Genomic DNA, 12,705 nt, shown 5'->3' on the forward strand with positions numbered 1-12,705 from the left:
TGGGTGCGTGCTTTCCGCTTGCCTCGGCGCGCTGCCGGCGGGCGCGCGGGGCGAGGTTGCATCGGCAAGGCGAATGTCGACACACTGCAGGCGCCGGTGCCGGCCATTGCCGCAGCCCGGCGGCGCCACGGCAGCGGATCGGCCAGACCAACAGGGAATCGGATAGTTGAGCAAGAAGGGCACGCGCAGGCACCTGTCGGGCGGTCCGACCATGGCCGACTTGGCGCAACTGGCCGGGGTATCCAAGATCACCGTCTCGCGGGCGCTGGCCGACAGCCCGCTGGTCAATCCGGAAACCCGCGAGCGGATCCAGGCACTGGCGCGCGAGCGCGGCTACAAGCTCAACATCAGCGCGCGCAACCTGCGCCTGCGCCGCAGCCACACGGTGGCGGTGATCGTGGAGATGAAGCCGTCCACCGACCGCACCATGTTCGACCCGTACCCGCTGGTGCTGCTGGGCGGTATTTCGCAGGAACTGACTGCGGCCGGCTACAGCGTGCTGCTGACCACCCGCCAGGGCGCCAGCGCGGCGGCGGTGCAGGCGGCGGACGGGCTGATCCTGCTGGGCCAGGGCGCGCACCAGGACGCGGTGCGCCGGTTCGACAAGCTGAACCTGCCGATGGTGGTGTGGGGCGCGCAGTCGGCCAGCGATGTGCACGTGGTGGTGGGCAGCGACAACCGCCTCGGCGGCGCGGTGGTGGCGCGGCATTTCATTGCGCTGGGCCGGCGCCGGCCGGTGTTCATCGGCAATCCCAGCCATCCGGAAATCTTCGAGCGCCTGAACGGTTTCATCGACGCGCTGGCGCTGCACGGGATCAAGCCGCTGCTGATGCGGCGCGACGAGTTCACCGTGGACTCCGGCATGGACGCGGTGCGTTCGCTGCATGAGCGCAAGGTCGGCTTCGACGCGATCTTCGCCTGCAACGACCTGCTGGCGATGGGCGCGATCCGCGCCACGCTGGACCTGGGGCGCTCGGTGCCGGCCGATGTCTCGGTGGTCGGCTACGACGACATGCCGCTGGGCGCCAGCTTCCTGCCGCCGCTGAGTTCGGTGCGGCAGGACTGGCAGGAGGGCGGCATGTTGCTGGCGCGCAAGGTGCTGGCGCTGATCGAGGGCGAGCCGGCCAGCTCGGAGACCCTGCCGGTCAGCCTGATCGTGCGCTCGACCTGATCCGCCCGCGCTGCTAGCGCGTGGCGGCGGCCTGGGTGGTTTCGGCAGCGTCGGCCGGACTGCGCGCCGGCGGGGTCAGCACCAGCCGGAAGCAGCTGCCGCCGCCGGCCACGCGCACGTATTCCAGCGCGGCCTGGTTCGCGTCGCTCATCTGCCGGGCCAGGTACAGGCCCAGGCCGGTGCCGTATTCGTGGGTGGTATAGAACGGCTCGAAGATCTGTGCGGCCACCTTCGGCGCGATGCCGGGGCCGCGGTCGATCACTTCCAGGATCGGCACGCCGTGCTCGCCCTGCCGGGTCACCACCATCACCCGCGCCGGCTCGCCGGGCAGGCGACCGTAGCGCAGCGCGTTCTGCACCAGGTTCCACACCACCTGCTGCAGCTGCTGCGGGTCGGCCACCGCCGCCACCGGGGTGCCGCCGTTGGCGATCGCGCGCAGCGAGTCGGCGCCGAGGTCGTTGCCCTGGCAGTATTCCTCGACGAAGGCCTGCGCCCAGTGGCCCAGGTCCAGCGTCTCCGGGCGCGAGCGCTCGCGCCGCGACAGCTGCAGGATGTTCTCGATGATCTCGTTGAGCCGGATGCAGTGGTTGTTGATGATCTCGACCATGCGCTGGTCGGTGGCGTCCATGCTGGTCGACTCGGCGAGCAGTTGCGCCGAGTAGCGGATCGCCGCCAGCGGGTTGCGGATTTCGTGCGCGATCGAGGCCGACAGCCGGCCCAGCGAGGTCAGCGTGAGCTCCTCGGCGCGGCGCGACAGCAGCGAGGTGTCGTCGAGGAAGATCAGCACGTGCGAGTCGTCGTTCGGCGCCAGCCGGGTGAAGCGCGGCACCACCTCGGGCACGCCGTCGGCGAGCTGGGTGGCGGTCTCGTCCAGCTTGCCGGAGGTCATCCAGTGATACAGCCGGCGCGACAGCTCCGGCGCCAGCTGGCCGAGGTCGCGCTGGTCGGCGCCGGGGTTGCCCATCAGCATCCACGCCGACTCGTTGATCTGGTGGATGCGGTTGGCGTCGTCGACCAGCAGCACACCGGTCTTCATGCGGCGGATGATCAGCTCGTTGACCTGGGCCAGGTTGGCCAGGTCGGTGCTGCGCTGCTCGGCCAGCGCCTCGGTGGCGCGCAGCTGCCGGCCCAGCACGTGGCACAGCGTGGTGGTGGCGAAGTAGGCCAGGCCGAACAGTGCCGCCTCGAGCAGGTCGCGGTCGCCGGGGCTGCCGCCGGGGTTGCCGAACAGGGTGTGCCCGAGCATGCCCAGCGTGGCCAGCGCGGCGAAGAAGCTGGACAGCCGCAGCGGCAGGATCAGCGCGCCGGCGCTGAGGTTCACCGCCAGCATCATGGCGATGCCGATGCGCGCGTCGTGCATCGCGGCGATCGTCAGCACGGCGGCGGCGATGTCCACCGCCAGGGTCACCGCCACCATCGTGCGGGCGTACGGCATGCTGCGCCGGTTGAACAGCAGCGCGAGCAGGGCGAACACCAGGTACAGCGTGGTCACGCCGCGGGCGAAGTCGGGCATCGCCAGCTCGGGCCAGCCCAGGCCCGGTGGACTGAACGCCAGGCCGGCGTAGACCAGCGCCTGCACCAGCCGGAACGCGTTGAGGAACGTCAGCTCGTGGCGGATCGTCGCCGTTCCCGCGCGCTGGGCGTTCAGGGGTGCTGTGCTGGACATCGTGCGGCCTGTACGGGAGGGATGTACTGGAAGAATCAGCGCATTTCCTGGGGTCGGGGGTGAGTATAGACGGGCTGCTTGGCGCTGTGAGCGGGGCAGAAATCGCATGGGATCGGCCTGTGCGGGCGTTCCGGGCCGGCGGCCCTTTCCATCGGCGCCCGCTTCCGCGAAAATAGGCGGCCGTATTGCGCGGTTTGCCGGTTCGGTCCGGCAGGCGCACTGCATCCCGGCAGCGCGTCCATCCGCCGTCCGACCTTCCTGACCCACGCTGGTGCGCCGCGTGCGGCCGCCATCGTTTCTCCGTTCGCTCGAGGTATCGAATGAATTTCCACGAATACCAGGCCAAAGAACTGTTCGCGCAGTACGGCATCGCCGTGCCGCCGGGCAAGATCGCCAGTTCCCCCGACGCCGCCGTCGATGCCGCCAAGGCGCTCGGCGGCTCGCAGTGGATGGTCAAGGCGCAGATCCACGCAGGCGGCCGCGGCAAGGCCGGCGGCGTCAAGTTCTGCAGGAGCCTGGACGACGTCCATGCCGCGGCCAAGGGCATGCTCGGCACCCGCATGGCAACCTACCAGTCGGCCGGCCGCGCGCTGCCGGTGAACCTGGTGCTGGTGACCGACGCCACCAACATCGCCAAGGAGCTGTACCTGTCGGTGCTGGTGGACCGCGACTCCAAGGCCGTGTCCTTCATCGCCTCCAAGCACGGCGGCGTGGACATCGAGCAGGTCGCCAAGGACACGCCCGAAGACATCCACACCATCGTGGTCGACTTCGTCGAAGGGCTGCAGCCGTACCAGTGCCGCCAGCTCGGCTTCGCGATGGATCTCAACGCCAAGCAGGTCAACCAGCTGACCAAGATCATGCTGGGCCTGTACAAGCTGTTCAACGAGAAGGACCTGTCGCTGGTCGAGCTGAACCCGCTGGCCATCCTCGAGGACGGCAACCTGGCCGCGCTGGACGGCAAGGTCAACTCCGACGACAACGCCGACTTCCGCCACCCCGAGCTGGTCGCCATGCGCGACCTGACCCAGGAAGATGCCGCCGAGGCGGCCGCGGTGCAGAACAACCTCAACTACGTGACGATGGACGGCTCGATCGGCTGCATGGTCAACGGCGCCGGCCTGGCAATGGCCACCATGGACGTGATCAAGCTGGCGGGCGGCGAGCCGGCCAACTTCCTCGACGTCGGCGGCGGCGCCACCAAGGAGCGCGTGACCGAGGCGTTCAAGCTGATCCTGTCCTCGGACAAGGTACGCTGCATTCTGGTCAACATCTTCGGCGGCATCGTGCGCTGCGACCTGATCGCCGAGGGCATCATCGCCGCGGTGAAGGAAGTGGGCCTGAAGATCCCCGTGGTGGTGCGCCTGCAGGGCACCAATGTCGATCAGGGCCGCGAACTGCTGGCCAACTCCGGCCTGGCGATCACGCCGGCGGACGATCTCAACGACGCGGCGCAGAAAGCCGTGGCAGCCGCGAAGTGAGGAGTTACTAAGTCATGTCAGTTCTCGTCAACAAAAATACCAAGGTGCTGGTGCAGGGCTTCACCGGCCAGCAGGGCACCTTCCACGCACAGCAGTGCCTCGACTACGGCACCCAGGTGGTCGGCGGCGTCACCCCGGGCAAGGGTGGCTCCCAGCACATCGGCCTGCCGGTGTTCAACTCGGTCGACGAAGCGGTGCTGGAAACCGGCGCCGACGCGTCGGTGATCTTCGTGCCGCCGCCGTTCGCGGCCGACTCGATCCTGGAAGCGATCGATGCCGGCATCAAGGTGATCGTGGCGATCACCGAAGGCATCCCGGTGCTGGACATGCTGCGCGTGAAGAACGTGCTGGCGCAGCATCCGGAAACCATCCTGATCGGGCCGAACTGCCCCGGCATCATCACCCCGGGCGAGTGCAAGATCGGCATCCAGCCGGGCCACATCCACATGCCGGGCAAGGTCGGCATCGTGTCGCGTTCGGGCACGCTGACCTATGAAGCGGTGTTCCAGACCACCAACGAGGGCCTGGGCCAGTCCACCTGCATCGGCATCGGCGGCGACCCGATCAACGGCCTGAACTTCATCGACTGCCTGAAGCTGTTCCAGGACGACCCGCAGACCGAAGGCATCATCATGGTCGGCGAGATCGGCGGCAGCGCCGAGGAAGACGCCGCCGAGTTCATCGGCGAGTACGTGACCAAGCCGGTGGTGTCGTTCATCGCCGGCGCCTCGGCCCCGGCCGGCAAGCGCATGGGCCATGCCGGTGCGATCATCTCCGGCGGCAAGGGCACCGCCGCGGCGAAGTTCGCCGCGCTGGAGAAGGCCGGCGTCACCACGGTGAAGTCGCCGGCCGACCTGGGCAAGACGCTGGCGAAGCTGATGAAGTAAGTCGGCGCCGCCGTGCCGTAAAATGCGAAGGCCGCGATACGTCGCGGCCTTCGTCGTTTTCCGGAGCAGGAAGTCCATGGCAAAGCTGCGTGTGGCGCTGGCCCAGTTCGATTTCGCGGTCGGTGCGGTGGCGGCGAATGCCGCGAAGGTGGGCGAGCTGATCGCCCGGGCGCGCGCCGGCGGCGCCGCGCTGGTGGCGTTTCCCGAGCTGACCCTCTCCGGCTATCCGCCGGAGGATCTGCTGCTGCGACCGAGCTTCCTGGCTGCCTGCGCCAGCGAGCTGGCCACGCTGGCGGCGGCGAGCCACGGCGTTGCCGCCCTGGTCGGCCACCCGTACAGCGAGGGCGAGGTGTTCAACGCGGCCAGCCTGCTGCGCGACGGCAAGGTGGACTGCACCGCACACAAGCAGGCGCTGCCGAACTACGGCGTGTTCGACGACAAGCGCTATTTCCGCCCGGGCCACGCCTCGGTCACGACCATGATCGACGGGGTGAGCGTCGGCCTGCTGATCTGCGAGGACGTGTGGCAGCCGGAGCCGGCGGCGCAGGCTGCGGCGGCCGGTGCGGAGCTGCTGGTGGTGATCAACGCTTCACCGTGGGACGAGCGCAAGCAGGCCGAGCGCGAGGCGGTGCTGGCCGCGCGCGCGAGAGAGACCGGTTGCGCGATCGCCTACCTCAACCTGGTCGGCGGCCAGGACGAGGTGGTCTACGACGGCGGCTCGCTGCTGGTGGACGGCGACGGCATGGTCGCCGCGCGCGCGCCGGCCTTCGTCGACGCGCTGCTGTGGGCCGGGTTCGATCCGGCCACGCGCCGCTGGTCGGCGGACGACTGGCCGGTCGCCGCCGACCCATCGCTGGAGGCGACGCTGTACGCCGCCCTGGTGCGCGGCACCCGCGACTACATCGACAAGAACGCCTTCAGTGGCGTGCTGCTGGGCCTGTCTGGTGGCATCGACTCCGCACTGACGCTGGCGCTGGCAGTCGACGCGCTGGGCGCCTCACGCGTCACCGCGGTGATGATGCCCACCCGCTACACCTCGCAGCTGTCGCTGGACGGCGCACGCGCGCAGGCGCAACGGCTGGGCGTGGACTACCACGTGATCGACATCGAGCCGACCTGCCAGTCGTTCGTCGCGGCACTGGCGCCGGCGTTCGCCGGCAAGGCGGCCGACACCACCGAGGAGAACCTGCAGTCGCGCACGCGCGGCGTGATGTTGATGGCGCTCTCCAACAAGCATGGCAAGCTCTTGCTCGCCACCGGCAACAAGAGCGAGATGGCAGTCGGCTACTGCACGCTGTACGGCGACATGTGCGGCGCCTACGCGCCGCTGAAGGACGTCTACAAGACCGTGGTGTACCGGCTGGCGCGCTGGCGGAATGGGGCCGGGAGTGGGGAAAACAACGCGGCGGGACGAGCCATTTCCGATTCCCGGTTGCCCATTCCCCCCGAAGTCATCGACCGCCCGCCCTCGGCCGAGCTGCGCGACAACCAGACCGACCAGGACTCGCTGCCGCCGTACGACGAGCTGGATGCGATCCTCGAACGCTTCATCGAGGGCGAGCAGTCGCAGGCGGAGATCGTGGCGCAGGGCTTCGATGCCGACGTGGTGCGCCGGGTGGTGCGGCTGGTGCTGCTGAACGAGTTCAAGCGGCGGCAGTCGGCGCCGGGCCCGCGCGTGACCACCCGCGCGTTCGGTCGCGAGCGGCGCTATCCGATTACTTCGGGCTGGCATTGACCCTCGAAGCGAAGGGTCGCCGCCATATCGACGAAGCCGAACCCGCACGGCACGGTTGCTCGCTCTCCCTCCGGCGACCGAAGGGAGTCCCCTTGCGGGTGAGAGGCTTGGGGTGAGGGTGCGGGGCTGGCGAGATCCCCATGAAAAAAGCCGGCGCGGACGCCGGCTCTCTTGTGGACGGAGCAGTCGGCAAAGCTCAATGATGCCCCGAGAACGGCACCATCTTGCGCAGCATGGACGGCGCATGCGGCCACTTGGCGTCGCTCAGGTACGGGTGGTTCGGGTAGTTCAGCGCCAGCACCTGGCGGCTCTGGTCGGCCAGGGTCTTCTGGTCCAGCGCCAGGTAGCTGCGGGTGAGGATGGCCAGCGCATCGCCGGTCTGCGATGCCTGCTGGTAATGCTCGATCACGTACTGCGCGCGGTCGGCGGCGGCGACGTAAGCCTTGTTGCGCAGGTAGAACTCGGCCACGTTGATCTCGTGCTCGGCCAGGATGTTGCGCAGGTAGATCATGCGCTGGCGCGCATCGGCGGTATACGCACTGTCCGGGAAGCGCCGCGACAGCTCGGCGAAGTCGTCGAACGACTGCAGGTTGTAGCCCTGATCGCGGCGTGCCTGCGAACCTTCGCGGTTGATGAAGCGCTCGATCACGCCGCTGGTGCGGTCGAAGTTGATCAGGCCGCGCAGGTAGTAGGCATAATCGACGTGCTTGTTGGCCGGGTAGGTCTTGATGAAGCGGTTCACGGTCGACAAGGCATCATCCGGCTGGTTGTCCTTGTATTGCGCGTAGGCCATCTCCAGTTGTGCCTGCTCGTTGTATTCGCCCGACGGGAAGCGCGCGATCAGGCGCTGGTAGGCCTTGGTGGCGGCTGCATAATCGGCGTTCTGCAACGAGGCGTGCGCGTTGTCGTACAGCGCGACCAGCGGCATCGTGTCGATGGTTTCGCGTTTCGACTTGAACATCGAACAGGCGCTCATCGACACGACGAGCATCAGCACCACAAGCACTTTGAGTACAGGCAATTTGGGCATCGGCAGCCAGGGCGGGTCGATCGTTGGGCGCATAAGGAAGGAGTTCGGATGTTTGAGCGAAAAGGCATGATAGCCGAAACCGGCCACAGCCCGTGGAGGCCGGCATGACCACGATCCGGCACGAGGCGGAGGTGCCGCTGGGGGCGGCGGGACGCAGGTTCGACCAGGCGCTGGCCGAGATGTTCCCCGATTATTCGCGTTCGCGGCTCAGCGGTTGGATCAAATCCGGCGCCGTGACCCTGGACGGCGCGCAGGCGCCGCCGCGGCAGCTGCTGCGGGGCGGCGAGCGGGTATGCCTTGAGGTCGAGCTGGAAAACGAGGTGTCCAGCGCGGCGGAGGACATCGCGCTGACCATCGTGCACGAGGACGCGCACCTGCTGGTGCTGGACAAGCCGGCCGGGCTGGTGGTCCATCCCGGCGCCGGCAACCCGGCCGGCACCCTGCTGAACGCGCTGCTGCACCACGACCCGCAGCTGGCCGAACTGCCGCGCGCCGGCATCGTGCACCGGCTGGACAAGGACACCTCCGGCCTGATGGTGGTGGCGCGGACCCTGCCGACGTACACCGCGCTGGTCGACCTGCTGTCGCGCCACGAAGTGGAGCGCCAGTACGAAGCGGTGGTGCTGGGCACGCTGGTGGCCGGCGGCACGGTGGATGCGCCGATCGGGCGCAGCATGGGCGACCGCCTGCGCCAGGCGGTACGCGACGAGGAAGACGGCAAGCGCGCGGTGACCCACTATCGCCTGCGCGAGCGCTTCCGCGCGCACAGCCTGCTGCAATGCCAGCTGGAAACCGGCCGCACCCACCAGATCCGCGTGCACCTGGCGCATATCGGCCATCCACTGATCGGCGACCCGCTGTACGGCGGCGGCCTGAAGCTGCCCAAGGGCGCCAGCGCGGAACTGGCTGCCACCCTGCGCGGTTTCCGCCGGCAGGCGTTGCATGCCGAGAAGCTGTCGTTCATCCACCCGGCCAGCGGCGAGGCGCTGTCGTTCGGCGCGCAGCGGCCGGCCGACCTGCAGGCGCTGATCGAGGCGCTGCGCGCGGACCTGGCCGAGCACGGTTCGGATCACTACTGAGGGCAAGCGCCAAGGAACGCCGCCGGTGCCTGTGCGATGCTTCCCGAATCCCGAATCCCGAATCCCGAATCCCGAATCCCGAATCCCGAATCCCGAATCCCGAATCCCGAGAAAATGACCGAAACCTGGATCTTCCCCGACTGGCCGGCCCCGGCCCGGGTCCACGCGGCGATCACCACGCGACAGGGGCCAGGCATTTCGGCGCCGCCGTTCGACCGTTTCAACCTCGGCCTGCGCAGCGGCGACGACATCGACGCCGTGCAGGCCAACCGCAGCGCGCTGCAGCAGGCACTGCGACTGCCGTCGGCGCCACGCTGGCTGCGTCAGGTGCACGGTACCGGCGTGGCCGAACTGGGGCCGCTGCCCAGCGCGGACGAGCCGCAGGCGGATGCGGTGGTGTCGCACATTCCCGGCACGGTGCTGGCCATCCTCACCGCCGATTGCCTGCCGGTGCTGTTCTGCGCCGACGACGGCAGCGAGATCGGCGTGGCCCACGCGGGCTGGCGCGGGCTGGCCGCCGGCGTACTGGAAGCCACGCTGACCCAGTTGCAAACGCCACCGGCGCGCCTGCTGGCGTGGTTGGGGCCGTGCATCGGCGCAGCCTCGTACGAGGTGGGCGAGGAAGTGCGCGCGGCCTTCACGGCTACCGACGCCGCGGCCGCCGCCCACTTTGCGCCGACGCGTCCCGGCCACTGGCGCTGCGACCTCGCCGCGCTGGCGCGGCGCCGGTTGCAGGCGTCCGGCGTCCGGCATGTCCACGGCGGCGGCTTCGACACGCTGGCCGATCCGCGCTTCTATTCCTACCGCCGCGACGGCGCCCGCAGCGGCCGCTTCGCCAGCCTGGTCTGGCTGGACCACGCCTGATGTTCCGTTGCTGCCCCGACCGGCCCGGCCTTTCACGCCGCTTGCTTGAATCGCCTGCCACAGTCCGCATCTAAGCGGGCAGTGGCGGCATGGCCCGCCAGAACCATTCATCTCTTGCGGGGATCATTGCGATGCGGATGGACAAGCTCACCTCGCGTTTCCAGCAGGCGCTGGCCGACGCACAGTCGCTGGCCGTGGGCCGCGACCACAACATGCTCGAACCGGTGCACGTGATGGCCGCGCTGCTGGCCCAGCAGGGCGGCTCGACCGCGCCGCTGCTGACCCAGGCCCAGGTCAACGTGCCGCTGCTGACCCAGCGTGTCAACGACCTGCTGGAACGGCTGCCGAAGGTCAGCGGGCAGGAAGGCAACATCAACCTGGGCAACGACCTCAATCGCCTGCTCAACCTCACCGACAAGCTGGCGCAGCAGCGCGGCGACCAGTTCATCGCCAGCGAACTGTTCGTGCTGGCGGCGCTGGAGGACAAGGGTGAACTGGGCGCCGCGCTGAAGGCGGCCGGTGCGACCAGAGCGAACCTCGAGGCGGCGATCGAGCAGTTGCGCGGCGGCGAGAAGGTGCAGAGCGAGAACGCCGAGGAGCAGCGCCAGGCGCTGGAGAAGTACTGCATCGACCTCACCGCGCGCGCCGAGTCGGGCAAGCTCGATCCGGTGATCGGCCGCGACGAGGAGATCCGCCGCACCATCCAGGTGCTGCAGCGGCGCACCAAGAACAACCCGGTGCTGATCGGCGAGCCCGGTGTGGGCAAGACCGCCATCGTCGAGGGCCTGGCCCAGCGCATCATCAAGGGCGAGGTGCCCGAGGGCCTGCGCGACCGCCGAGTGCTGGCGCTGGACATGGGCGCGCTGATCGCCGGCGCCAAGTTCCGCGGCGAATTCGAGGAGCGGCTGAAGGCCGTGCTGAGCGACCTGTCCAAGCAGGAAGGCCGGGTGATCCTGTTCATCGACGAGCTGCACACCATGGTCGGTGCCGGCAAGGCCGAGGGCGCGATGGACGCCGGCAACATGCTCAAGCCCGCGCTGGCGCGCGGCGAGTTGCATTGCATCGGCGCCACCACGCTGGACGAATACCGCAAGTACATCGAGAAGGACGCCGCGCTGGAACGGCGCTTCCAGAAGGTCTTCGTGGGCGAGCCGAGTGTCGAGGACACCATCGCGATCCTGCGCGGGTTGAAGGAACGCTACGCGGTGCACCATGGCGTGGAGATCACCGACCCGGCGATCGTCGCCGCGGCCACGCTGTCGCATCGCTACATCGCCGACCGCCAGCTGCCGGACAAGGCGATCGACCTGATGGACGAGGCGGCCAGCCGCATCCGCATGGAAATCGACTCCAAGCCGGAGGAGCTGGACCGGCTGGAGCGCCGGCTGATCCAGCTGAAGATCCAGCGCGAGATGCTGAAGAAGGAGAAGGACAGCGAGTCGAAGCAACGCCTGGCCGATCTGGAAACCGACATCGGCAAGCTCGAGCGCGAGTTCTCCGACTTGAACGAGATCTGGAAGTCCGAGAAGGCCGCGCTGCAGGGCACCACCAAGGTGAAGGAGCAGATCGAGCAGGCGCGGCAGGAACTCGATGCCGCCCAGCGCCGGCAGGACTACGCCAAGATGAGCGAGATCCAGTACGGCAAGCTGCCGGAACTGGAAAAGCAGCTCGCCGCGGCGCAGGCCGCCGAGACGCAGGACTTCAGGCTGGTGCAGACCCGCGTCACCGCCGAGGAGATCGCCGAGGTGGTCAGCCGCTGGACCGGCATCCCGGTCAACAAGATGCTGGAAGGCGAGCGCGACAAGCTGCTGCACATGGAGGACGCGCTGCACCAGCGCGTGGTCGGCCAGGACGAGGCGGTGCACGCGGTGTCCGACGCGATCCGCCGCTCGCGCGCCGGCCTGTCCGACCCGAACCGGCCGAACGGTTCGTTCCTGTTCCTCGGCCCCACCGGCGTGGGCAAGACCGAGCTGTGCAAGGCGCTGGCCGAGTTCATGTTCGACACCACCGACGCGATGGTGCGCATCGACATGAGCGAGTTCATGGAGAAGCACTCCGTCTCGCGCCTGGTGGGCGCGCCTCCCGGCTACGTCGGCTACGAGGAAGGCGGCTATTTGACGGAAGCAGTGCGCCGCCGGCCGTACAGCGTGATCCTGCTCGATGAAGTGGAGAAGGCGCATCCGGACGTGTTCAACATCCTGCTGCAGGTACTCGACGACGGCCGCCTGACCGACGGACAGGGCCGCACCGTGGATTTTCGCAACACCGTCATCGTGATGACCTCGAACCTCGGCTCGCAGATGATCCAGGACGCGGCCGAGGGCAACGGCGACGCCGAAGAGCAGTACACCCAGATGAAGGCGTCCGTGCTAGGCGTGGTGCAGGCGCACTTCCGCCCGGAGTTCATCAACCGGCTCGACGAGATCGTGGTGTTCCGCCCGCTGGACAAGAGCCAGATCCGCGCGATCGCGAAGATCCAGCTGGAATACCTGGAAAAGCGCCTGGCCGAGCGGCAGCTGAAGCTGGACGTCGGCGACGATGCGCTGGCCCTGCTCGGCAACGTCGGCTTCGATCCGGTGTATGGCGCGCGGCCGCTGAAGCGGGCGATCCAGCAGCAGCTGGAGAACCCGCTGGCCAAGCAGATCCTCGAAGGCCGCTTCCAGTCGGGCGACACGGTGCAGGTGGTCGCCGATGGCGGGAAGCTGCTGTTCCGCAAAGTCTGACGCAGGCCCCGGGGACGATGGTCGTCCCCGGGACGCCGTGCGACGGCCGGGGTGGTTCCGGCCTGCCGC

The 12,705-nt window shown here is 68.5% G+C and carries 9 protein-coding genes; 7 read left to right on the forward strand and 2 right to left on the reverse strand.

Annotated elements, in window-relative coordinates:
* Nucleotides 1-166 precede the first annotated feature (166 nt).
* Nucleotides 167-1,171, forward strand: a complete 1,005-nt coding sequence (locus tag RHOOR87_RS0113700) for a LacI family DNA-binding transcriptional regulator (protein WP_007507348.1) — start codon at nucleotides 167-169, stop codon at nucleotides 1,169-1,171.
* Between the two features lie 13 nt (nucleotides 1,172-1,184).
* Here RHOOR87_RS0113700 and RHOOR87_RS0113705 read toward each other — a convergent pair whose 3' ends face one another.
* Nucleotides 1,185-2,837: a HAMP domain-containing sensor histidine kinase gene (locus tag RHOOR87_RS0113705; protein WP_007507346.1), complete on the reverse strand. Its 1,653-nt coding sequence runs from the start codon at nucleotides 2,835-2,837 to the stop codon at nucleotides 1,185-1,187.
* Between the two features lie 194 nt (nucleotides 2,838-3,031).
* Here RHOOR87_RS0113705 and sucC point away from each other — a divergent pair, with 194 nt between their 5' ends.
* From sucC to RHOOR87_RS0113720, 3 genes are all read left to right on the forward strand, one after another.
* Nucleotides 3,032-4,318 carry an ADP-forming succinate--CoA ligase subunit beta gene (sucC, locus tag RHOOR87_RS0113710; RefSeq protein ID WP_255325565.1) on the forward strand — a complete coding sequence of 429 codons (1,287 nt, stop codon included), beginning with the start codon at nucleotides 3,032-3,034 and terminating at the stop codon, nucleotides 4,316-4,318.
* A gap of 14 nt (nucleotides 4,319-4,332) precedes the next feature.
* The gene (sucD, locus tag RHOOR87_RS0113715) at nucleotides 4,333-5,205 is read left to right on the forward strand and encodes a succinate--CoA ligase subunit alpha (RefSeq protein WP_007507344.1); all 873 of its coding nucleotides are present in this window, start codon (nucleotides 4,333-4,335) and stop codon (nucleotides 5,203-5,205) included.
* Between the two features lie 76 nt (nucleotides 5,206-5,281).
* Nucleotides 5,282-6,940: an NAD+ synthase gene (locus tag RHOOR87_RS0113720; protein WP_007507341.1), complete on the forward strand. Its 1,659-nt coding sequence runs from the start codon at nucleotides 5,282-5,284 to the stop codon at nucleotides 6,938-6,940.
* A gap of 196 nt (nucleotides 6,941-7,136) precedes the next feature.
* Here RHOOR87_RS0113720 and RHOOR87_RS0113725 read toward each other — a convergent pair whose 3' ends face one another.
* The gene (locus tag RHOOR87_RS0113725) at nucleotides 7,137-7,970 is read right to left on the reverse strand and encodes an outer membrane protein assembly factor BamD (RefSeq protein WP_037115710.1); all 834 of its coding nucleotides are present in this window, start codon (nucleotides 7,968-7,970) and stop codon (nucleotides 7,137-7,139) included.
* A 104-nt stretch (nucleotides 7,971-8,074) separates the two neighbouring features.
* Between RHOOR87_RS0113725 and rluD the strand changes: the two genes are divergently transcribed.
* The 3 genes from rluD (at nucleotide 8,075) to clpB (ending at nucleotide 12,636) form a co-directional block, all read left to right on the forward strand.
* Complete coding sequence (gene rluD, locus RHOOR87_RS0113730; RefSeq protein WP_027485338.1) at nucleotides 8,075-9,049, forward strand: 23S rRNA pseudouridine(1911/1915/1917) synthase RluD; 975 nt, start codon at nucleotides 8,075-8,077, stop codon at nucleotides 9,047-9,049.
* Between the two features lie 114 nt (nucleotides 9,050-9,163).
* Entirely contained in the window at nucleotides 9,164-9,913 is a 750-nt protein-coding gene (gene pgeF / locus RHOOR87_RS0113735; protein WP_007507335.1) for a peptidoglycan editing factor PgeF, read from the forward strand.
* Nucleotides 9,914-10,044: 131 nt separating this feature from the next.
* The gene (clpB, locus tag RHOOR87_RS0113740; RefSeq protein ID WP_027485339.1) at nucleotides 10,045-12,636 is read left to right on the forward strand and encodes an ATP-dependent chaperone ClpB; all 2,592 of its coding nucleotides are present in this window, start codon (nucleotides 10,045-10,047) and stop codon (nucleotides 12,634-12,636) included.
* Nucleotides 12,637-12,705: the final 69 nt, after the last annotated feature.

The organism is Rhodanobacter sp. OR87 (assembly GCF_000473345.1).
GTDB lineage: Bacteria > Pseudomonadota > Gammaproteobacteria > Xanthomonadales > Rhodanobacteraceae > Rhodanobacter > Rhodanobacter denitrificans.